This is a genomic window from Streptococcus infantis (assembly GCF_047460875.1).
Lineage (GTDB): Bacteria > Bacillota > Bacilli > Lactobacillales > Streptococcaceae > Streptococcus > Streptococcus infantis_AA.
Map to the genome: position 1 here is coordinate 110,803 of NZ_JASHFI010000003.1, position 22,179 is coordinate 132,981.

A 22,179-nucleotide genomic window follows, 5' to 3' on the forward strand; every position below is an offset into this window, starting at 1 on the left:
AGAGTATTAATTTATCTAGTTGCAAATACTCAATACTCCATGGCACTTCTATAATAGTCTGCAGATTTGCTACAACCGATCATCTCGAAAATACGGATAGCGTCCTCCATTTTTCTCTGTCCTTCCTCCGCTCTTCCTTGCTTACTATCAAGCAAACCTTCTGCCCATAGGTAGACTATTCGAAAATAGGTTTCATTTTCTTCAAAGAAGTTCTTGTCAATTTGTTTTTTGAAATAGAGGGCATTGGTAAAATCATCAACTTCAATACAGGCCATAAAACCATTGAGGAGCAAGGTGTGCATCATATTCCGATTTTTCCCAACTCCTTGCAAGAAATCTGACTTCCGCAACATTTCCCGAGTATACTTTGTCAAAAGCTGGACTGATAATAGAGGAGAGCAGGAAGAAAAGAACGAAAGTTCATAGAGCCCCCAAATTTCAACAGAAAATAGATAATCATGTAGGACTCTTTCTTCCTCAGAGGTCAATGTAACCGTCTCATCAATAGCTTTCATATAGGATTTTATCAAAATAGCATTGAGAATGTGTTGCTGTCTATCCTTTGAAAAAGGAAGTTGTTGATATTCTCTCTGGTAGAGAGTGCGCAAAGATGTTAAATTTTGTGGATCGATAGCCTCGACTATTCTGTTTCTAAATTCAGAATAGGCATCCTGATGAAAACCTCTCGCTAAAAATAAGAGTTCTTCTACGTTAGCATGGATATTCTCTAAAGCAACAAACAACTTTTGAGCAGATATTTCACTTTGACCATTTTCAAAACGTGATAATAAGGATGCTGAAAAGCGTCCACCTGTTGCTTTTCTCAAGGAAATTTTTCTGGACTCCCTTAACTCTTTAAAAACTTTTCCTAAATTCTTCATACTCTTACCACTCGTCTTTTATTTTTTCCTATTTTACCACATTTCCTAATAAATACTAGTTCCAAGCCAGTATTTACAATCTAAGCCAGGCATGATACAATGAAAACCATCAGATATACGAAGGAGAACTTATGAAAAAGAATATCTTGACAACCCTTGTTGCTGCCCTTATCTACTTTCTCTGTATCGGAGTGGGGGTTCTACTAGGGAACCTTGTCGACCACACTGGAAATATGTTTTACGCCCCTGCCTTTTCTGCTCTTGTGGGCGGTAGCGTCTATATGATCCTTTTAGCAAAGGTTCCTCGTTTTGGAGCGATTACTTCGATAGGACTTGTGATTGCTCTCTTTTTCCTCGGGAGTAAGCATGGTGCTGGAGCCTTTCTGCCAGGTGTTATCTGCGGTCTTGCAGCAGATGGCATCGCTCACCTAGGACATTACAAGGATAAGGTTAAAAACCTTCTTTCCTTCCTAGTTTTTGCCTTTGGTACTAGTGGTCCCATCCTACTCATGTGGTTGACCCCTCAAGCCTATATAGCAACTCTAGTCGCTCGTGGAAAATCTCAGGACTATATCGATCGCATTATGGTTGCACCGAATCCTGCTAATATCCTCCTCTTTATCACAAGTGTCCTCATCGGCGCTTTACTTGGTGCCCTAATCGGACAAGCACTTAGTAAGAAATTAGCACATAAAACATCATAAAAAAGAGCCAGATGGCTCTTTTTTATTTATGACTTAATTTCTTGGTCAAGAAGTCTCCCAAGAACTGAATCGTAAAGATAATTAAGATAATGATGAGGGTCGCAAGAATAGTCACATCGTGATTGTAACGGTTAAAACCATAGGCTATAGCTACGTTACCAATACCACCTGCTCCGACCGCTCCCGCCATGGCTGTTTCACCGACTAGTGAAATCAAGGTTACAGTCGTCACACGGATTAAATCTGGAAGTCCTTCTGATAGGTAAACACCCACGATATCCCAGAAGGTCGCTCCGCTAGCTTGAGCTGCCTCAATGACACCACCATCTAGCTCAGCCAATACCACCTGCACCTGACGGGCAAAGAAGGCAAAGACTGCAAAAGATAGGGGTACGATAGCCGCATTTGGACCAATGCTTGTTCCTACGATTAGATGAGAGAAGGGTGACAAGACTGCCAAGAGAATGATAAATGGTACCGCACGGAAAATAGAGGTAATCTTATCCAAAATCCAGAAAACAACTTTATTTTCCAAGACCCCACCTGGAGCTGTCAAGACAAGGAAAAGCCCTGCAACCAGTCCTAAGAAACCTCCGATGATAAAGGAAAGAACTGTCATATAAAGTGTCAAGTAGATTGCTGTCCCCCAGCCTGCCTGACCTGACCAGCCCATCTTATAGACATTTGGTAAGTATGATTTAATCAATTCTGCCATCTTACTGCCCTCCCTTCAATACTTTTAGTTGTACTCCAGCCTGACGGATAGCCTCTTGAGCGCTTGCCAAGGCTTCTTTTTCCCCTGACAAGACAACCACAAGCTCACCAACAGGAGTGCCATCGAGGATTTCGATATTTCCATAGAGGATATTGGCCGTTACTTGGTAGTGCTTGTACAATTCATTCAAAAGTGGCTCATCTGTTGAAGCCCCTGCATACTTGAGCTGCACCAAAAGGCTGTTTTCAGATAGGTGTTCCACAATTTCTTGCTTCTCAATCTTGACCATAGCTTCATCGATACCTGTCGCAGTCGAGATAAAGTCCTGAGTCAATGGTTGCTTAGGATCTGAGAAGATTTCAAGAACGCTACCTTCTTCAATCAAACGACCGTCTTGCATAACTGCTACACGGTTAGCAATGTCTTTGACAATCTGCATCTCGTGTGTAATCAAGACAACGGTCAAACCTAGTTTTTGGTTCAAATCTTGCAGTAAAGCTAAGATTTGCTTGGTTGTCTTAGGGTCAAGAGCCGAAGTCGACTCGTCTGAAATCAAGATTTTTGGATCATTGGCTAAGGCACGCGCAATGGCCACACGCTGTTTTTGCCCTCCAGAAAGTTGTGAAGGGTAGTTTTCAGCACGGTCTGCAAGACCAACCAAGTCAAGCAGTTTAGCTACTTTAGCCTTCTTTTCTTCCTTGCTGAGTCCAGAGTGTTTGAGAGCAAAGGCTACGTTTTCCTCTGCTGTTTTCTGGCTCATGAGATTAAAATGTTGGAAAATCATCCCAATATCTTGACGTTTATGGCGTAATTGCTCCGCAGTCAAGGTTACCTTGTTATCAAAAATCACATCATCATCAATAGTAATCTTCCCTGCAGATGGTTTTTGCAAAAGGTTAATAACACGAACTAGGGTTGATTTCCCTGCTCCAGAATATCCAACGATTCCGTAGATATCCCCTTCTTGGATGTGAATGGTCACATCCTTGACCGCTGTGATAGTTCTTTTCTTCTGATGAAAAGTCACGTCGATCTGATCTAACTTGATAATATCTCTACTCATAGCTTTTAATCAGCTCCTCTACTAATTCAATATGGGTGTAATAATCGGCGATTCGCACGTTTTCATCCCCACCGTGATCTCGGCTGTTGGCATTTCCTAGACCAAAGGCAACCATAGGTACTTCTAAAGCATCAAAGACCGTATGCATAGGTCCTGTCCCAGCTGTAGTCGGCAAGACTGAAACGCCCTGTGGATAGAACTTCTTAGCCAACTCGATTACATTAAGAATGGCTGGCGCACTCATATCGCTCCGATAGCTCATCTCACCCAAGGTATAGTACAATTCTACCTTATCAAAGCCGTTTTTGTCTAGTTGTTTCCGGATTTTCTCCAGAACATCATGGGGTTCTAGGCCAGGAACCAAACGAACTTCTAACTTGGCACTGGCTTCTGCAGGCAAAATCGTTTTAACCCCTTGTCCTTGATAACCTGACTGAATCCCTTCGATATTAAGGGCTGGCTCAAAAAAGAAACGTTTTAGAAAGGCTGCACGGTCCTCTTGTAAGAGAGGCAATTCCAAACCATAAATCTGGCTGATTTCCCCTGGATTTCGTTGAGCGTAAGTGTCCACCAAGGCCAATTCTCGTTCATTGGGCTCTTGTACATCATCGTACAAACCTTCAACCAAAATACGCCCATCAGCAGCACGAAGACTGGTCAAGGCTTGGATCAGGTACCAGGGAGCTGACTCCACAATACCACCATAGCTAGAATGGATATCGACGTCTGCACTCTTGATCTTGGCATCAAAGGTCACAATTCCCTTGTTTCCACCAGAGATTTCTAATTGCTCCAAGGCATTTTTGGTTCCCTGTTCCCAGACTAACAAGTCAGCGCCTCGTAGCTTATCTGCGTGCTTTTCTAGGTATTTGTCTAAGTCAACAGAGGCTGACTCCTCTGCACCTTCCATGATAAAGCTGATGTTAACAGGGAGATCGTCATGATCTTGCATGTATTTTCTCAGCGCACTGAGTCGTGCAGTGATATGCCCCTTGTCATCATCAACCCCGCGTCCATACATGATGCCATCACGCACAGAAAGCGTAAATGGATTCTCTGTCCAGACTTGGTCGCTATCCGCAGGTACTGTGTCATAGTGGTTGTAGAAAATGATGGTCTTAGCATCTGGTCGTGAACTCTTGAAATGTGCCATCACAAAAGGTGCTGTATAGCTCTCGTCAATCTCAACTTCTGCACCAACACGTTTAAAAATCTCACCTAGATAACGAGCCACCTCTTTCAGGCCGACTTGTTGGGCAAAGACTGATTTTTTAGAAATCAAGGTACGCAAAACTTCAAAATAATGTTGCGCTACATGATCCTTTTCAAACTTTTCAATTTGTTCTTCTTGGCTAGGGAAAACCATTTTCTCTCTACCTTTCTACTAGGACTTGTACCTTTAGAATCAATACAAGTGGATTTCATTTGCTTGAGGCTCTATATAAAAGCAAGAGGTGGAAAAAATCTCTCCCACCTCCCTGTGTTTATTACCAAACTGGTTGATCCAAGCCGTCTGAAGTTTCTTCGATAACTTTTTTCACTTCATCAGTGTGGTAAGCTGCGATAATTTTCTTGATTGCATCAGCTTTAGGTGATGATTCCCAATCTTTTTTCGCAACGATGATGTTGTACCATTGTTTTGAGTTTTCATCAGCTTGCTCTTTAAAGAGTGCTTTCTTGTAGTCCAATTTTGCTTCTGTAACGAAAGTATTGTTTACAACAGCTGCATCTACTGATGACAATGAACGAGCTGTTTGGCTTGCGTCCAATTCAGTAATTTTCAAGTTCTTTGGATTTTCTGTGATGTTTGCGATTGTCGCAAGAGCAGTTCCTGAAACGTCCAATTTGATCAAACCAGCTGATTGAAGCAAGTAAAGAGCACGGCTTTCGTTTGTAGCATCGTTAGGTACAGCGATTTCTCCGTTTGCTGGGATGTCTTCGACTTTAGTGTACTTGTTGTCGCTGCCATTCAAGCCTGAGTAAAGACGGATTGGTGAGATGTAAGTATCAGCAATCGCTACAAGGTCTTTACCGTTTTCTTTGTTCCAGTTGTTCAAGAAGTTGTAGTGTTGGAAAGCATTCAAATCTACTTCACCATCAGCAGTTGCTTTGTTTGGTTGTGAGTAGTCTGTAAACTCTGTGAATTCCAATTTAATTCCGTCTTTTTCAACTAATTCTTGGACTTTATCCCAACGTGCTTCCTCAGAACCGCTACGGTTGACTGTTGCAATTTTAACAACTGTTCCGTTGTCTGCTTTCTTTTCTGAATTTCCGCAAGCTGCAAGTGCAAGGCCTGCTACTGTAGCGATAGCTGCTACGCCTAACCATTTTTTGATTTTCATGATTCTTTCTCCTTTAAAAATAATACCGTAATAGTATCTCATACTTTATTTGATTTAGCAAATTGTTTTAAGATAGGCAGACATATAGTTTAAAACTATATACCTACAGAATGGAAAACCATCCATCTACCAGAGAATGGATGATTTAAAAACTTATTTAATATCAGCTTCTGCTGGGAGGTAAGAACCACCAAAGAACTGTTGAGATAGTTTTTCAAGCGTTCCATCTTTATAGAGTTCTTGGATGCGTTTGTCCACAAAAGCCTTCAACTCATCTTGACCTTTGGCAAGAAGTGGGTAAACATAAGGTTGTTGGTCACTTGGGAGTTCGATGACTTTCAAATTATCCAAACCTTGGTTTTTGATAACTGTCTCTACACCGATCTTGTCAAAAATCTTATAGTCAAATTGTCCATCGCTCAAACGAGACATGATTTGTTGGAAATCTGCCTTAGTATAATTAAGGATAGTTGGATTGTCCGCATGTTCTGTGTTATATGCTTCCAATTGTTTAGCTGAGGTTGTTCCTTGAACGACTTCAGTAGATTTTCCACCGATATCATCAAGAGACTTGATGCTAGTGTCGTCCTTCTTCACAACAAGAACGTTAGGGTTTTTAGCAGTTGGCGCTGCGTAGAGGTATTTCTCTGCACGTTCTTTGGTATAACTAAGGTTGTTAACGGCCATTTGGTAACGATCGCTATCAAGTCCTGGGAAAATCCCTGACCACTCTGTCTTTTCAAACTTGACAGTATACTTGTCTGAGTCTTTAAAGATAGCACGAACAAGCTCAATCTCGTAACCTGTCAATTCACCATTTTCTTCATAGATAAATGGTTTTGGTGATCCATTAGTTGCTACAACGATTTCTTTCTTACCAGATGTTGCTTCACCAGATGCAGCATCTTTCTTCTCACCACCTGAACAAGCTGCCAGTACACCTGCAGCAACAAGCCCTAGGGCAGCAAGTGATGAATATTTAACGATTTTTTTCATGATATTTCCTCCAAAATAAGATACAGTCTTATCTTAACAGAAAAAAAGTAATTGCGCCATTATATGATTTCTATATTTGCCATAGGTTTTCTTTATGGCTGATTAAAAAACCAATCGTAGGACTGCTATCAAGACCACTCCAAAGATAACCGTCCCCACCAGATTGCGGTAACGAAAGGCGACAAAGGCTGTCGGAAAGACTGCTAGAAAGTCTAACCACTTTATCTGTGGGAAACTTCCAACTTTTCCTGTCACTACACTTGAAAGAATCAAGGCGAAGATAATAGATACAGGTAAAAATTTCAAAAAACGCTCTACGATTGCTGGCAATCCTTTGTACTTAGCAAGGATGAAAGGAATCATTCTCGGAATCCAGGTCACCAAGCCAGAGAAGATAATTGCCATTAAAATATACTTACTGACCATCCAAAATCACCCCCATTGTACATCCAAGCAGTGTCGCAAATAGGACAGCTAGCGATTGAGATACCACTGTCAAAAGTATAAAGAAAGATAGGGCAACAACTCCTAAAATGATGAAGAGGTTGCGCAGGGGAATTCGTCTTTGCATAATCTGGAATTGCGAAGAAAAAATCCCGATAAACATTCCGACTAAGGCAAAGTCAAGGCCGAAAATCTCAGGATTTGGCAAAAGACCACCCAGAGCAGTCCCGACAACTGTCCCCACAAACCAAGCCACATAGCTATTGAGATTATTCCCATGCATCCACATAGGATTAACCTTGTCCGTATGGACCAGCTCGCCCATCAAAACACCATAGGTCTCATCGGTCAAGATACTAGACATGCCGATATTGTGCCAGAGGCTGGTATGACGGAAATAGGTTGACGCATGCAAGCTCAGCAAAAAGAGACGTAGATTGATCAAAAAAACAGTCATGGCAATGGCTGCAACAGGAGCTTGAACTGCTATCAAGGCTATCATGGCAAACTGGGCACTGCCCGCATAAACAAAGAGGCTCATCAAGCCCATCTCTACAGGTGTCACATAGGGCGCACCGATAATCCCACAGGCAAGACCGATGCTGACATAACCCAGAGCTGTTGGCATGGCTGCCTGCACACCTTCCCAAAATCCTTTTTCTTTCATAGACTTCCTCACTAATCATTCCTTCAGCGACTGCTTTCCAAACAGTCACAGCAAAAATTATTATAACACATTCGTAAAATAGAAAAAAGTCTGCTTATTGACAAGAACAGAAAGAGAGTGGGACAGAAATCGGTAATTCGTTAGAATTCGATTTCGTCGTCCCACCTCCGCACAGTTGAGTAGGGCTGTAAAAGCTTATGAAATCAGCGTAGTAGAGCCCACTCAACCACTGCGTCTTGCTCGACAATCCAAAGACAATTGAGAGGCCAGGACTTTTGTCCCAGCCTCATGATGCAACTTATATACTATTATAGATCTAATATCCAAATACCAATAAACTGGCAATGATTAAAAATGTATTCCACAAGATGTGAAGAGCCATTGGCCAATAAACTGAACGAGTATAACGAAATAGCATACAGAACAAGAGACCTGCTCCTGCATATACAATGAAGTCTGTTAACGCCCATCCATATTGTAAAACATGGATAAGACTAAAGAGTGTGGAGGAAACGACGACATCAAGATAGTAGTTTTTAAATTTGGACAATGCTGTCATCAGAAGCCCACGAAAAACCAACTCTTCGACTATAGGAGCAATGAGACTGCCATAGAGAATGCGCATTACAAAGTAACTAATTCCTGTCAAATTAGCAGCTTCTTTCATCATTTCACTCCCATTTTGCGTGCTAGGAAAGATCAGAGTCGTTATATTTACCCACAAAAACATCAGTATAAAGAAAAGAAAAAAGACACCTAGATAAGACCAACGAAACTGCAAGCGACCGTATTCGTCCCAACCTTGACTCTTTACAAGAACTACAGTAGCAGCAACCCCCTCAAGAACTATCAATAAAATTTGCAAGCTATAAAATCCAAAATCTGATAATTGGTTAACAAATTCTAACCTTGCTACACAATTAAAAATCAAGTAATAGGTGGCTATTATCAAAACAGTTGTCAAGTAAAATTTCGTTTCTTTCCTTTTCATCGTTGATCCTTTTAAGTTTTAGTTACACCATCTTCCAGCTAAACTTACCCAAATTCCTTTTATCCAATCAGAAGCACCACGACGAGGACTCTTCCCTTGATTTATGATTCTCAAAATCCTCTAAAATAACAAAGGAAGTATATGCCCGATACCGTTATAGACTATATGCAGTCCAATAGGCCAATAAATAGACTTTGTCACTCTAAACAAGACCGCAAATATAATACCGCCGCCCATATATACGAAAAAGTCTGTCAAGACCCAACCATAATTACTGATATGCAAAATTCCAAATAAAGCAGCAGAACCAAGCACATCCAGTCCCCATTTTTTCCCTTTTTCCAAAGCAGTCATCACCAATCCACGATAAATCATCTCTTCAAAAATGGGACCTGCAATCACAGGATAGAAAAAATACATCAAAAATGCCGTAGCGCCTGTAAAAGTCGGAACAGCGAGTTGGTAAGCAAGTCCATTTTGGGTAGGTGGGAATAGGAAAAATTTAATAAAATTCCAAATAAATAAAGCAAGAAAAGCTAAAAAGGAATAAAAAAGATAGGACCATTTAAATTTTCTACTATTGATTTGTTGCCATTTTCCTGCCCCTACCATAAAAATAAAAACAAGCAGAACCACAAGAAAGTTCAACATCATATCCGAAAAATAATAGCCAAATTTAGATAGACCAGCAGTAAAATCATTGTTTAAAACCAGACCACTGAAGTACTGGTAAGCAATGACAAGTAGAATGGCTACAAAAAAGTAGTATCATGAGATTATCTTTTTCATATATCACCCTGCTAAAATCCAAATACTAATAAACTAACAATGAATAAGAAGGTGTTCCATGAAACATGTAAAGCTATAGTCCAATAAATAGAACGTGTATAGCGAAACATCATGCAAAATATCAAGCCCATTCCAAAGTAGAGCATGAAATCTGTTGTTATCCAACCATTTTGTAAGACATGCATAGCTCCAAATATGGCAGCAGAAACAAGAACATCAATATAGTAGTTTTTGAATTTAGACAAGCTTGTCATCAAAAAGCCACGACACACGATTTCTTCTGTTATAGGTGCAATAAGGCTACCGTAAAGTACACGTGTGATAATATAACTAACTCCTGTCATACTGGTAGCTACTTCCACTACTGCACTGCCATTTTGCGTACGAGGAAAGATACGAGTTGCTAGATTTGCCCACACAAATAATAAGAAAAAAGAAAGAATGAAAACACCTAGGTAAGACCAACGAAACTGGAAACGACCGAACTCTTTCCAATGTTCACTTTTGAAAAGAATAATGGTGGCAACAATTCCCAGAACAAGCATCAACAAGACCTGTAAAACATAGTACATCTCATCCGACAAAGTATTCGTAAAGTCTGGATGCATTACCACATTGAATATAAGATAACTGGCTAAGATTAATAGTCCAGTTGCTAGATGAAATTTCATTTCTTTCATTTTCTTCATTTAATTACTTCCTATATTATTTTATCGACGACGTCTTAACCACTCACCTGTTGGCTCTACAGCCCAATCAAAAGCACCACGATTAGGACTCATCCCTTGATTTCCCCAACCAGGGTAAATTCCTGCAACTCCCCAACCTGTACCACCTCTAACACCTGGGACAATATTAACAATATTTCCTCCGCTAACCGCTTGCAATTCAGCCTCTGTCAATTCCATTGTTTCTGCAAATTGTAAATTCAACATCATTTACACTCCTTTAATTATTTTTTATTCGTAAACCACTTCTGCGACCTAGGATTTACTTCAAGTGTTTTACAAGAATAGTATAGCACGGAAATCAGTCTATTTTAGAAAATCGCATATTTGATATTTTTTCTCATAGAAATTTCACATTTGCGATTTTTGTAGATTTGATTATTTCACTGATATAATAAAGATGCTATTAACAAGGAGGGAAACGATATGAAGAAAAGAAAAATTCAACTAATGCTTCTACTCATTTCAGAGTGGGTTATTATCATTCCATTTCTAGCTCATCGATAAGTGTTTTATACTGCTGGAAACGTAATTCAAAAAGTGCTGATAATTGTGGGTTTTCTAATATTTTCAGAGATTGGATAAAATGTTCAATCTCTTTTTGATTACTTCCCTTGGTCTGAAGGAAAATACTCAATTTCTTTAAAAATTGCCATGATACTTTCTCAAAAACATCATAGGGGCGAAGCATACTCTCCAACTCAGCTTCAAAGATTGGGATGTAAGAGAAAAGTTTGCGCTCCATGAGCTCTGAGATGATATTGAGATAGCCACTTTTCATATACAGTCGATTGTGCACTAACTCTTTAAATTCCTTGGATTTTTCAAGCAAAGAGGTAGATAAAAAGATCAGATCTTGATTGCTCAAAAAAGGCATAGTATTGCAAAAGATATAGAGTTCAAACCAGGTCCAAGACTCGATAGCATAGAGGTAGGTGGTTAAAAACTCACAATCCTCCTCTGCTAGTGGGTAGCTTTTATCCAGTGAATGGATAGCATCTTTAATCACGATGGCATTCAAACGACGATAAGTCTGCGCCATCTGTTCTTGCTCGACTTCCTTCAACAATTGCTCTAAACCAGCTATATCTTGATGAGCAAAACGATCCACAATCCTTCTACCAAGTCGCATATGTGGAGATTCTTGGTAGTTGTTGAGCTTGTGCCCAAACTCATCAAAGGTCACATTTATCCCTTGAATAGCTAGGATCAGCTTATCTGCAGACAACATGGACTGCCCTAGTTCAAACTTGGATAGCTGAGAGGCTGTTAGTCCTGCACAAGCCACATCTGACTGCTTGAGCTTTCTCGCCAGGCGCAATTCCTTGTAAAATTCTCCTAATTCCTGTTTTTCAATCATAGACAAACTTCCTTTTTAAAATTCCCTTTACTATTCTATTCGTAAAAACTTTTACTTTTTTAACATATTATAAAATATTTTAGCAAAAAAGCCAGCCTCAAGCTGACTTTCTATTCTAAAGTATCAAAAGCGAGGCTGGGTTTGGCATTGAGGTCTAAGTCTGCAAAGTTTTCTTTGTTCCACTCACTAACGCTAGCATAGGCAATCATACCTGCATTGTCTCCACAAAGTCGCAGAGGAGGAATGATAACCTTGACGTCGGTGATTTCAGCTGCTAAGCGTTCTCTGAGACCTTTATTAGCTGCCACACCACCAGCCACAACGAGGGTTTTAACAGGATATTTCTCCAAGGCTTTCTTGGTTTTTGCCATAAGAATATCCATAACTGCTGCTTGGAAGGAAGCGCACAAATCCGCTGTGGACAAGTTTTCTCCCTTTTGCTCAGCATTATGATGAAGATTGATAAAGGCAGACTTCAATCCAGAGAATGAAAACTCCAGATTATCTTCTTTAATCATGGCACGAGGGAAATCATACACATCCTGCCCCTGATGAGCAAGTTCATCGATTTCCCGACCTGCTGGATAGGTCAAGCCCATGACACGACCGACCTTATCATAGGCCTCGCCAACCGCATCATCTCGAGTTTCACCAACGATCTTGTAATCACCAGCCTCAGAAACATAGACCAACTCTGTGTGCCCACCACTGACTAAAAGGGCTAGCAAGGGGAACTCCGAGGGCTCGACACTTTGAGCCGCCATAAGGTGGCCAGCCATGTGGTTAACGGGAATTAGAGGTAGTCCATGCGCCCAAGCAAAAGCCTTGGCAGCTGACAAACCAACAAGCAAGGCTCCGACCAAGCCTGGTCCGTAGGTAACCGCCACAGCTGTCACATCCTCTTCGCTAATTCCTGCTTCTGCTAGCGCCTCCTCGATGCAGGCTGTAATGACTTCAACATGGTGGCGGCTAGCCACTTCTGGCACTACGCCCCCAAAACGTTTATGACTCTCAATTTGACTAGCAATGACATTGGACAAGAGCTCGTCATCATTTTTCAAGACGGCGACACTAGTCTCATCACAGGATGTCTCAAATGCTAAAATATATCTATCCTTCATCTATTTCTCTCTTCATGATAATGGCGTCCTCAACTGGATTATGGTAGTAGGACTTTCTCTCAGCGATGACTGCCATTTTTTCTTTCTTGTAAAATGCTTGCGCTCGGTGGTTGGACTTTCTAACTTCGAGGAAAATCTCCTTGTCTATCGGCAATGTTGCAAACAAGGTTGAGGCTATCCCCTGACCTTGATAGGCTTTTTTGACAGCAATTTGCAGGACTTCTGCTTCAAAAAGATTCTCCTGAATTGCTAGAAAACCTATCACTTCTTCCCCATCATAAGCTAGGGCATACCAAGTCTGGTCTTGAGACAGGTCTGCTTGTATTTGTTCCAACGTCCAAGGACTGACGGGATAAACGTCCGTCATCACTTCGTAGATAGCTTGTGCCACATCAGGCTGCTGTTGGATTCGTTTGATTTCAATCATAGGCGTTTGATGTAAGACTCGCCAGACTCAGTGTGATTCTTGAGCCAGTTTTCCTCAGCCTCGACACGCTTGAGGTAATTCGGCACAAAGTCGTGCAAGGAGTCTGCTTCCTTGTCCCAGGCCCAGAGGGCTAAGTTAGCTGCATTTGGCAAGGTTTCTTGGTAGTTGGCTTGTGGCAGTTGTTCTTGAATCTGCTCCACAAAGGCTCCAACTTCTCCAACAAAGGTTACCTGATCAGCATCTTTGACTTGCTCTAGAACCTCCTCGAAAGACAGGTGAGCTTCGGGAAAGACAGGTTGAGCATGTTCATAAAATCCTGCGTATACATTGTTGCGACGCGCATCCATCAAAGGAACAACCAGACCTTCTTGTTGATTCGGTACCAGAGCTAAAAGGCTAGACATCCCCACCAACTCAATGTTTAGAGTATGAGCCAAAGTCTTGGCAGTCGCTACTGCGATTCGCAAACCTGTGTAGCTACCTGGCCCCTCTGCCACTACGATTCGATCCAAATCCTTGGGTGTCAAATCCAAACTTGCCATCAAAAAATCAATAGCAGGCATGAGGGTAATGCTGTGATTTTTCTTGATATTTATCGTAGTCTCGGCAAGAAGCTGCTTATCCTCTAAAATAGCTAGAGAAAGAGCCTTGCTGGACGTATCAAAAGCTAATACTTTCATAACACATTCCTATCTTTTTGTCTGCTTACTATTATACTACAAAAGAAGGCGCATGGGAATTTTCTTTATCTTGAAACAAAATTGTCCTGCCAAACAGACAGGACGAGCATTTAAGTATTTAATCCAAAGTAAAATACAAACCAGACCACATAAGTCACAAGGAGAAGGAAAAACGAATAAAGAGTCACAAAGCCAATCTTCCAAATGAGTTTGGCTTTCCGATACTCTAGCCGAGTATATAAAACATTTCCTCCGTAAACACAGGCAACAAAAATTATAAAAGCTACCAAACGAATACCGATAGCAAAAGGAAATAAGCCATTCATCCTTCAACCTCCTTGATATAGAAACGTCTCTTATAACTTTATTATAGCACTTGCATCTTAAGGTTTCAAATGCTTTTACAGGGCAAAATGAAACGTATTTCAAGCTCCTTACTTTCATGTTTCCTGCTTTTACTAATTCCCCTTTTTATGTTATAATTGAGATAATTGTAACGAATCAAGGTCAATAAAGACAAAAAATGAACTGGAATCAAACCAGCTTCAAACTGAGCATTTTTGAATATAGCTGACCTGAAAGCAGAAAGGAAACATATGATTTACAAAGTTTTTTATCAAGAAACAAAAGAACGCAGCCCACGTCGTGAAACAACACGCTCACTATACTTAGACATCGATGCTAGTTCAGAACTTGAAGGACGTATCGCTGCTCGCCAACTTGTCGAAGAAAATCGTCCAGAATATAATATCGAGTATATCGAACTCTTGTCTGACAAATTGCTAGACTACGAAAAAGAAACTGGCGCATTCGAAATTACGGAGTTCTAATATGGCCTACACTCTTAAACCAGAAGAAGTCGGCGTTTTTGCCATTGGTGGTCTAGGAGAAATCGGAAAAAACACATATGGTATCGAATATCAAGACGAAATCATCATCGTTGATGCAGGGATTAAATTCCCTGAGGATGACCTACTTGGTATCGACTACGTTATCCCTGATTACTCCTACATTGTAGAAAATATCGACCGCGTCAAGGCTCTCTTGATTACCCACGGACACGAGGACCATATCGGAGGGATTCCTTTCTTGCTCAAGCAAGCAAACATCCCTATCTATGCTGGTCCACTGGCTCTTGCCTTAATCCGTGGCAAACTCGAAGAGCATGGACTTTTGCGCAATGCTACACTTCACGAAATCAACCACAACACGGAGTTGACCTTTAAAAACCTTAAAGCAACTTTCTTTAGAACAACCCACTCGATTCCAGAGCCATTGGGAATTGTCATCCATACACCTCAAGGAAAAATCGTCTGTACAGGTGACTTCAAGTTCGACTTTACACCAGTTGGTGAACCTGCAGACTTGCACCGTATGGCAGCCCTAGGTGAAGATGGAGTACTTTGTTTGCTCTCTGACTCGACCAATGCTGAGGTTCCAACCTTTACAAACTCTGAAAAGGTTGTCGGCCAGTCGATCATGAAGATTATTCAAGGTATCGAGGGACGCATCATCTTTGCATCCTTTGCCTCAAATATCTTCCGTCTCCAACAAGCTACTGATGCTGCTGTTAAAACAGGGCGTAAAATCGCTGTCTTTGGGCGCTCTATGGAAAAGGCTATTGTTAACGGGATTGAACTAGGCTACATTAAGGCGCCTAAGGGAACCTTTATCGAGCCAAATGAAATCAAAGACTACCCTGCGGGTGAGATTCTTATCCTCTGTACAGGTAGCCAGGGCGAACCTATGGCAGCCCTCTCTCGTATCGCTAACGGAACTCACCGTCAAGTGCAACTTCAACCTGGCGATACTGTAATCTTCTCATCTAGTCCAATTCCAGGAAACACCACTAGCGTTAACAAATTAATTAACATCATTTCAGAAGCTGGTGTTGAAGTTATCCATGGTAAGATTAACAACATCCATACATCTGGACACGGTGGTCAGCAAGAGCAAAAACTTATGCTTCGCTTGATTAAGCCAAAATACTTCATGCCTGTTCACGGTGAATACCGTATGCAGAAAGTCCACGCTGGACTTGCCGTAGATACTGGCGTAGAGAAGGACAATATCTTTATCATGAGTAATGGTGACGTGCTTGCCCTTACTGCTGACTCAGCTCGTATCGCAGGTCATTTCAACGCCCAAGACATCTATGTAGATGGAAATCGTATCGGTGAAATCGGTGCTGCTGTGCTTAAAGATCGCCGAGATCTATCTGAAGATGGTGTCGTACTTGCTGTCGCAACAGTAGACTTCAAGTCTCAGATGATTATTTCTGGTCCAGATATCCTCAGTCGCGGATTCGTCTACATGCGCGAATCTGGTGACTTGATTCGCCAAAGCCAACGTATCCTTTTCAATGCTATTCGTATCGCATTGAAAAACAAAGATGCCAGCATCCAATCTGTCAATGGCGCTATCGTAAATGCCATTCGACCATTCCTTTACGAAAATACTGAACGTGAACCAATCATCATTCCGATGATTCTCACACCAGATGAAGAATAAGAAAAAAATTCTCTGAAATCCTATGACTTCAGAGAATTTTTATTATTTAACAACGATTTCGTAACGTGTTTTGCTTGTGAAAGTTTCACCTGCTTTGAGGATAACTTGATCTTTAAGATCACTATGAATAGCATCTGGTAAAGCTTGCGCCTCAAGAGCAATCCCATTATGTTGAATCATTGGCTGACCAGCGATGATGACACTCTCGTCCACAAAGTTTGCTGTGTAGACCACAAAGCAAGGAGCCTCTGTCTTGAAGAGCAAGAAGCGACCTGAACCTTGGTCATAGAAGAATCCAGCATTGTCATGTCCTGCAGGAAGCGCAAATGGATGGTCCAAACCAGATACGAGTTGGATTTGCTCATCTTCTTCTGCAAAGATATCCTTCAACAAGGCACCATTATAGATATGTTTTACCACATCACGATTAGCATCTGGGGTTTTAGCTGGAACACCATCAGGAGCAATTGGATAAATCCCCTCTGTATTCAATTGGAAGACATGGCGATCAACTGTCTGAGTGAAATCACCAGACAAGTTAAAGTAACTATGGTTGGTTGGATTAACTAAGGTATCCTGGTCTGTCGTCACCTTGTAACTAACTTCGTAGGCACCACTTTCTTCCAAGTTGTAGCTAATCCAGATCTTAAGGTTTCCAGGGAAACCTCCTGTCCCGTCTGCTCTTTCTGTGTAAAGAGTCAAACCATTATCATTCACTTCGACTAGCTCAAACAAGCTAGAATCCCAACCAGTTGAGCCACTGTGGTTACAGTTACTAGCATTGTTGACTTCAAGATCATAGGTCTTCCCATTGAGTTCAAATGTTGCTCCTGCAATACGACCTGCAACTGGACCTACACTTGCTCCATGTTTAGGGCTATTCCCAACATAGCTTTCAAAATTATCAAATCCTAGGATAACATTGGCAAAATTTCCAGCCTTATCTGGAGTTACATAGCGTAGAATTGTTGCTCCATAAGTCATGATTTCCAGTTGGTATCCTGCCTCCGTTTCAAAACGGTAAGCGAGGACATCCTTGCCATCAACTTTCCCAAATACACGTTCTGTGTATGCTTTCATCCTTCTCTCCTTTTTCTAATTCAATTAAGTAAACAAACCATAGAAAGCGCATTCACTCTCTATGGTTTTATTTTATGATTTACAGACACCTTTGTCAAGAAACCATAGATATTTTATTAACAAAAGTCGTTTCTTCTATTTCTGATCTATGCTTCTACACGTTCAGTCCATGAAGTAGCTGTTGTTTGAAGAACCTTGTTAAGTTCATCGATGTTTTCAAAACCAGTTGTACGAAGCCATTCGCGAGCTGCTGCTTCACCGTCTTTGATGTATGCTTCAACTGATCCAGCCCATGTGGCACGTCCACAAAGAACACCGTTAAAGTTTGCGCCTGATTCGTGGGCAAATACAAGAGTTTCTTGGAAGAGCTTAGCTGATACACCAGCACTCAAATAGATGTATGGGAGGTTAGTCGCTTCATCTTGTGCTTTGAAGAAAGCAGCTGCTTCTTCACGTGTATGAACGATTTCGCCATCGCCAAAGCCTTCAACGTATTTCACGTTAACTGGAACTTCCACTTTCAAGACATCGATGTTGAAACGTGGATTGGAGAAGACTTTCATAGCACCGATAACCTTACGTGGTTTTACTTTAGCGTATTCAGCAGAACCTGCATCCGCAATCTTTTCATCGTAAGCAAGGATTTCAAGGAAGAATGGAATATCTTCAGCCACACACTCAGAACCAATGCGTTCGATGTAGGCTTGTTTTTGTTGGTTGAGTTCGTCAGAGCTGTCTACATCATAGTAAAGCAAGAACTTAACAGCATCTGCCCCTTGTTCTTTGATACGTTTTGCAGACCAAACATCCAAGCAGTCTGGCAAGCGTTTTGTGCTTGTTGTGTCGTATCCAGTTTTCTCATAAGCAAGGAGAAGACCAGCTTTTGGATCAAGAGCTTTTGTAGCTGGAAGTCCATACTCAGGGTCAAGAAGCATAGATGAAGCGTATTTAGTCAATTCATCCGCTACCAAGACTTTAAGTTCTTCCATTTGAGCTACTGTTGGCTCTTCTGTTTGGTATTGAGCCATGAGGCGTTTCAAAGCACCACGTTGGTCAAAAGCAAGAGCTGAGATGATACCATTTTCATCAGAGAGTTTTTGCATACAAGCACGTTTATTTGGGCTTAATGTTAATTTACTCATAACTTTATCCTCTTTATTTAAACTCATGGATGATAACACCTTGAACTACACGGTTAACTGTACCAGTAGGTGATGGCGTATCTGGTCTATTACCAACTTTAAGCGAAGTTAAGAGCGAGAACAGTTGACCATAAACGATGTAAGGGAAGACACGGTATACATCATTCAAGACACCGCCACATCCAAGAGCTACTTCCTTAACATTTTCAAGGCCAAAAGTTTGATCACTCAAAAGCACTACGCGTCGAGCAATTTGGTCGCCTGCAACTTCACGCACCAAGTCCAAATCATACTTGCGAGTGTAGTCTGTGGTTGAACCAAATACCAAAACAACTGTATCTTCATTGATCAAAGATTTTGGACCATGACGGAAGCCAACTGGGCTTTCATACATAGTCGCTACTTGACCAGCAGTCAATTCCAAAATTTTAAGCTGTGCTTCGTGAGCAAGTCCGAAGAATGGGCCCGCACCTAAGTAGATGACACGATTAAATTCTAAGTCTACCAATTCTTTGACATCAGCCGCATTATCTAAAACTTTACGTGCTAGGCTTGCCAATACTTCAAAACGCTCAGATTTAACTGCAAACTCTGTCGGATCAAAAACCAACAGTGCAGTCAACATCATTGAAGTGAAGCTTGAAGTCATCGCAAATCCAGCATCGTTGGAAGCAGCTGGTTGCAAGAGCAAAAGGTTGCGGTCATCACCATGAGCTTGAAGAGCCAATTTCCCTTCAGCCGCGCAAGTAATAGTCACTTGATAAAGTTCATCAACCAAGGCCTTAGCCAAGTCAACGGTTGCTACACTCTCAGGTGAGTTTCCACTACGTGCAAATGATACCAAAACAGTTGCCACGTCTTTTTTCAAATAAGTTTGTGGATTAGCTACGATATCAGTTGTCGCGATAGCATTGAAATTCCATTTACGTTCATCATAAACTTCCTTGAAGTAAGGAACTAGAGTATCACCTACATAAGCAGAAGTTCCAGCACCAGTTAGGATTACTTTGATGTAGTCATGTTTGTCAGAAATTCCTTGCAAGAAGGCTGCAATTTCATCACGTCGTGCTTGATAAGCTTCAAAAGCTTCTTTCCAAACGTCTGGTTGTTGGTAAATTTCGCGAGTTGTGATTTCTGCCCCCAACTCAAGCAATTCTTCTTTTGTATAATCTAGCATTGAGTCCCTCTAATCTATTATTATATTATTTTTTATTTAAAATATGGGAATGGGAGTAAGCCCCATTCCCATGTATATTCTATATAAAATGCTCTAACGGTTTTCACGTTGTCACATCGTATACTCAATGAAAATCAAAGAGCAAACTAGGAAGCTAGCCGAAGGCTGTACTCAAGTACGGCAAGGCGAAGCTGACGTGGTTTGAATTTGATTTTTGAAGAGTATTATTCATCTTCATCGTCGTCGAAGCTTGCCAATAAATCATTAACTTTGACAATGCTCTCTGAAGCACGATTTTTATAATCTGCATCAGCGCCGGTTAGGCTCGCATTGATAAACTCAATCACCATTGGAAGATTCATTCCTGCGTAAAGTTCGATGTCACGACCTTCCATAATCAGACGGCTCACCACATTACATGGTGTTCCACCAAGGAGGTCAGCAAAGACTAGGAAATCATCCAAACCTTCGACAGCAGCTTCAAATTTCGCAGTGAAATCTTCTGGTCCATCTTCTGGAAGAAGAGCAACTGCATGAATATTTTCTTGTGGACCCATAATCATTTCTGTGCTACCTTTAAGTTCTTCACAGAAACGTCCATGGCTCACTAAAATCAATGATTTACTCATAAATTATGCGCCCATTCCAAGTAAGAATTTACCGATGAATGAAAGTCCAACAGCAAGAGCAATGATGATACCGATTGCTTTAGTTGAGTTCATACCTTTCTTACCAAGCAACCAGAAGATGAATGCTGTGAAGATTGCTGGAAGCAAGCGTGGGAAGATTGAGTTCAAGATATCTTGGAAGTCAATCATTTTCTCACCGATTGGCAATTTGTATGAAATTTCAAAGTTGATCATTGTTGCTACAAGAGCACCCATCATGAACACACCAAGTACAGATGCAGCTTCAATCAAAGCTGTCAAAGTGCTTTGCATGTTGTTGATAAGGTTAACCCCTTCTTTGTATGCAAATTCCAATTGTTTCCAACGGAAGATGTCATACGCTACTGCAACTGCGATCCAAAGGAAGATACCCCAAGGTTGACCAGCGATAGCCATTGTTGCAGCGATAGATCCCATGATAGCAGGTACAAGTGAACCAAAGATTGTATCTCCAAGAGGAGCGAATGGTCCCATCAAACCTGTCTTGATACCGTTAACCGCATCTTTTGAGCCAACGCCATCTTTTTCTTCCATAGCAAGGTCAAAACCAGCGATGATTGTGTGGAAGAATGGTGAAGTGTTGAAGAATTGAGTATGAACTTTCATCATTTCTTTCAACTCAGGAGTTCCATCTCCATACATTTTACGCAATTGTGGCAAGATCATGTAAAGGTAACCTGATGCTTGCATACGCTCGTAGTTCCATCCCAATTGGAAAGTGAACAAGCTACGTTTGTTAATTTGATTAAAATCTTCTTTTGTTAATTTGTAATTAGAATTCGTCATCTTCAATTTCCCCACTTTCTGATGGTGTAGAAGGTGCTGCTACAGCAACTTTTTGGCTGTTCTTGAAGTGAACAACCGCAAGGAAGATACCTACGATAGAGATACCGATCATAGACAATCCTTTGAAGTTGTTGGCAAAGCCAATTTTTTCAGCAACGTCAGCAGGAAGAGTGCCAATGATACCAGCAACTGCTCCACCAAGACCTGTTACGTATGAGTAAAGAACAGTCAACATAGCTGTCAAACCGAATCCCATAGCAAGGTAGTGAAGGTTACGTTTAACTGGAAGGTAACGAAGCAAGATAGCGAATCCAAGACCTGGAAGCATACGACCTGCAAGAGTCAAACCGTCTGCAACCCATTGGAATTCTTTAACAAGGTTTACAACTGCTTGTACGAATTCTCCACCAAAAGCAAGGGCGAAGAATACTGGAAGGGCACGAGAAGCAGCCCATGGAAGCGCACCAAGAAGGTAGTTACGTTCGATTGCTTTATAGTCAAAGCGTTCGATCGCAGCATCAATACGGTGTGCGAAGAATGTAGTAGTCATACGACCAAGTACGTCGAAGTAAGTCAAAAGTGCCGCTACTGGTACAGCGATTGTAGTGATCGCAAGATCTGTTTCGATACCTTGTGAAACTGAGAAAGCTGTCGCAAGAACCGCACCAGAAGTTGCGTCGATACGAGAAGCACCACCGAAGGTACCTACCCCAAGGACAAACAACTGCAAGCTACCACCGATAAACAAACCAGTTGTCAAATCTCCCATGATCAAACCAGTAATGAAACCAGCGAATACAGGGGAACCTGCAGAAGAAACGATCGTCAACTCATCACAGATTTGATAAGCTGAGTACAGAGTGAGAAGTAAAATTTGCCACCATTGTATCATAACAATGACCTCCTA

26 protein-coding genes are annotated in these 22,179 nt (G+C 41.3%); 3 read left to right on the top strand and 23 right to left on the bottom strand.

Annotated elements, in window-relative coordinates:
- Positions 1 to 29 precede the first annotated feature (29 nt).
- Positions 30 to 881 carry an Rgg/GadR/MutR family transcriptional regulator gene (locus tag QM887_RS03930; protein ID WP_414270603.1) on the bottom strand — a complete coding sequence of 284 codons (852 nt, stop codon included), beginning with the start codon at positions 879 to 881 and terminating at the stop codon, positions 30 to 32.
- Positions 882 to 1,012: 131 nt separating this feature from the next.
- On the opposite strand from QM887_RS03930, the gene QM887_RS03935 reads away from it, so the two are divergent.
- Positions 1,013 to 1,585 carry an MptD family putative ECF transporter S component gene (locus tag QM887_RS03935; RefSeq protein ID WP_414270604.1) on the top strand — a complete coding sequence of 191 codons (573 nt, stop codon included), beginning with the start codon at positions 1,013 to 1,015 and terminating at the stop codon, positions 1,583 to 1,585.
- A gap of 22 nt (positions 1,586 to 1,607) precedes the next feature.
- Here the strand turns inward: QM887_RS03935 and QM887_RS03940 are convergent, their stop codons facing one another.
- The 16 genes from QM887_RS03940 to QM887_RS04015 form a co-directional block, all read right to left on the bottom strand.
- Positions 1,608 to 2,300: a methionine ABC transporter permease gene (locus QM887_RS03940; RefSeq protein ID WP_000818852.1), complete on the bottom strand. Its 693-nt coding sequence runs from the start codon at positions 2,298 to 2,300 to the stop codon at positions 1,608 to 1,610.
- A gap of 1 nt (position 2,301) precedes the next feature.
- Positions 2,302 to 3,363, bottom strand: a complete 1,062-nt coding sequence (locus tag QM887_RS03945; protein ID WP_414270605.1) for a methionine ABC transporter ATP-binding protein — start codon at positions 3,361 to 3,363, stop codon at positions 2,302 to 2,304.
- Positions 3,356 to 4,729, bottom strand: coding sequence for a M20 family metallopeptidase (locus tag QM887_RS03950; protein WP_414270606.1), 1,374 nt, complete (start codon positions 4,727 to 4,729; stop codon positions 3,356 to 3,358). The genes QM887_RS03945 and QM887_RS03950 overlap by 8 nt, the downstream gene beginning before the upstream one ends.
- A 121-nt stretch (positions 4,730 to 4,850) precedes the next feature.
- Positions 4,851 to 5,705, bottom strand: a complete 855-nt coding sequence (locus tag QM887_RS03955) for a MetQ/NlpA family ABC transporter substrate-binding protein (RefSeq protein ID WP_414270608.1) — start codon at positions 5,703 to 5,705, stop codon at positions 4,851 to 4,853.
- A 153-nt stretch (positions 5,706 to 5,858) separates the two neighbouring features.
- On the bottom strand, positions 5,859 to 6,701 hold the full coding sequence (locus tag QM887_RS03960) for an amino acid ABC transporter substrate-binding protein (RefSeq protein ID WP_006149171.1): 843 nt from the start codon (positions 6,699 to 6,701) through the stop codon (positions 5,859 to 5,861).
- 102 nt (positions 6,702 to 6,803) lie between these two features.
- On the bottom strand, positions 6,804 to 7,127 hold the full coding sequence (locus tag QM887_RS03965) for an AzlD domain-containing protein (RefSeq protein ID WP_414269280.1): 324 nt from the start codon (positions 7,125 to 7,127) through the stop codon (positions 6,804 to 6,806).
- A complete protein-coding gene (locus tag QM887_RS03970) occupies positions 7,117 to 7,812 on the bottom strand; it encodes an AzlC family ABC transporter permease (protein WP_414270610.1) in 696 nt (231 codons plus the stop codon). Before QM887_RS03970 ends, QM887_RS03965 begins: the two co-directional genes overlap by 11 nt.
- A 316-nt stretch (positions 7,813 to 8,128) precedes the next feature.
- The gene (locus QM887_RS03975) at positions 8,129 to 8,803 is read right to left on the bottom strand and encodes a lysostaphin resistance A-like protein (RefSeq protein WP_414270611.1); all 675 of its coding nucleotides are present in this window, start codon (positions 8,801 to 8,803) and stop codon (positions 8,129 to 8,131) included.
- 120 nt (positions 8,804 to 8,923) lie between these two features.
- Positions 8,924 to 9,553, bottom strand: a complete 630-nt coding sequence (locus tag QM887_RS03980) for a lysostaphin resistance A-like protein (protein WP_414270632.1) — start codon at positions 9,551 to 9,553, stop codon at positions 8,924 to 8,926.
- Between the two features lie 50 nt (positions 9,554 to 9,603).
- Complete coding sequence (locus QM887_RS03985; RefSeq protein ID WP_414270612.1) at positions 9,604 to 10,281, bottom strand: lysostaphin resistance A-like protein; 678 nt, start codon at positions 10,279 to 10,281, stop codon at positions 9,604 to 9,606.
- 21 nt (positions 10,282 to 10,302) lie between these two features.
- Positions 10,303 to 10,527 (bottom strand): hypothetical protein, encoded by a 225-nt coding sequence (locus tag QM887_RS03990; protein ID WP_414270633.1) that lies wholly within the window; start codon positions 10,525 to 10,527, stop codon positions 10,303 to 10,305.
- Between the two features lie 274 nt (positions 10,528 to 10,801).
- The gene (locus QM887_RS03995; protein ID WP_414270613.1) at positions 10,802 to 11,680 is read right to left on the bottom strand and encodes an XRE/MutR family transcriptional regulator; all 879 of its coding nucleotides are present in this window, start codon (positions 11,678 to 11,680) and stop codon (positions 10,802 to 10,804) included.
- 110 nt (positions 11,681 to 11,790) lie between these two features.
- Positions 11,791 to 12,801, bottom strand: a complete 1,011-nt coding sequence (gene tsaD / locus QM887_RS04000) for a tRNA (adenosine(37)-N6)-threonylcarbamoyltransferase complex transferase subunit TsaD (protein WP_414270614.1) — start codon at positions 12,799 to 12,801, stop codon at positions 11,791 to 11,793.
- On the bottom strand, positions 12,791 to 13,228 hold the full coding sequence (gene rimI / locus QM887_RS04005; RefSeq protein ID WP_414270615.1) for a ribosomal protein S18-alanine N-acetyltransferase: 438 nt from the start codon (positions 13,226 to 13,228) through the stop codon (positions 12,791 to 12,793). The genes tsaD and rimI overlap by 11 nt, the downstream gene beginning before the upstream one ends.
- Positions 13,225 to 13,908, bottom strand: a complete 684-nt coding sequence (gene tsaB, locus QM887_RS04010) for a tRNA (adenosine(37)-N6)-threonylcarbamoyltransferase complex dimerization subunit type 1 TsaB (RefSeq protein WP_414270616.1) — start codon at positions 13,906 to 13,908, stop codon at positions 13,225 to 13,227. The genes rimI and tsaB overlap by 4 nt, the downstream gene beginning before the upstream one ends.
- 110 nt (positions 13,909 to 14,018) lie before the next feature.
- A complete protein-coding gene (locus QM887_RS04015) occupies positions 14,019 to 14,234 on the bottom strand; it encodes a hypothetical protein (protein ID WP_414270617.1) in 216 nt (71 codons plus the stop codon).
- A gap of 270 nt (positions 14,235 to 14,504) precedes the next feature.
- On the opposite strand from QM887_RS04015, the gene QM887_RS04020 reads away from it, so the two are divergent.
- Positions 14,505 to 14,738: a DNA-dependent RNA polymerase subunit epsilon gene (locus QM887_RS04020; RefSeq protein WP_000639587.1), complete on the top strand. Its 234-nt coding sequence runs from the start codon at positions 14,505 to 14,507 to the stop codon at positions 14,736 to 14,738.
- Between the two features lies 1 nt (position 14,739).
- A complete protein-coding gene (rnjA, locus tag QM887_RS04025) occupies positions 14,740 to 16,419 on the top strand; it encodes a ribonuclease J1 (protein WP_414270619.1) in 1,680 nt (559 codons plus the stop codon).
- Positions 16,420 to 16,461: 42 nt separating this feature from the next.
- On the opposite strand, the gene QM887_RS04030 is transcribed toward rnjA, so the two are convergent.
- The 6 genes from QM887_RS04030 to QM887_RS04055 form a co-directional block, all read right to left on the bottom strand.
- Positions 16,462 to 17,499, bottom strand: coding sequence for an aldose epimerase family protein (locus tag QM887_RS04030; RefSeq protein ID WP_414270621.1), 1,038 nt, complete (start codon positions 17,497 to 17,499; stop codon positions 16,462 to 16,464).
- Between the two features lie 146 nt (positions 17,500 to 17,645).
- On the bottom strand, positions 17,646 to 18,641 hold the full coding sequence (gene lacD, locus QM887_RS04035) for a tagatose-bisphosphate aldolase (RefSeq protein WP_414270622.1): 996 nt from the start codon (positions 18,639 to 18,641) through the stop codon (positions 17,646 to 17,648).
- Positions 18,642 to 18,654: 13 nt separating this feature from the next.
- A complete protein-coding gene (locus tag QM887_RS04040; protein WP_414270624.1) occupies positions 18,655 to 19,818 on the bottom strand; it encodes an SIS domain-containing protein in 1,164 nt (387 codons plus the stop codon).
- Between the two features lie 224 nt (positions 19,819 to 20,042).
- Entirely contained in the window at positions 20,043 to 20,447 is a 405-nt protein-coding gene (locus QM887_RS04045; RefSeq protein WP_414270626.1) for a PTS sugar transporter subunit IIA, read from the bottom strand.
- 3 nt (positions 20,448 to 20,450) lie between these two features.
- Positions 20,451 to 21,272 carry a PTS system mannose/fructose/sorbose family transporter subunit IID gene (locus QM887_RS04050; protein ID WP_000185292.1) on the bottom strand — a complete coding sequence of 274 codons (822 nt, stop codon included), beginning with the start codon at positions 21,270 to 21,272 and terminating at the stop codon, positions 20,451 to 20,453.
- Positions 21,259 to 22,164: a PTS mannose/fructose/sorbose/N-acetylgalactosamine transporter subunit IIC gene (locus QM887_RS04055; RefSeq protein WP_075232293.1), complete on the bottom strand. Its 906-nt coding sequence runs from the start codon at positions 22,162 to 22,164 to the stop codon at positions 21,259 to 21,261. The genes QM887_RS04050 and QM887_RS04055 overlap by 14 nt, the downstream gene beginning before the upstream one ends.
- Between the last annotated feature and the right edge of the window lie 15 nt (positions 22,165 to 22,179).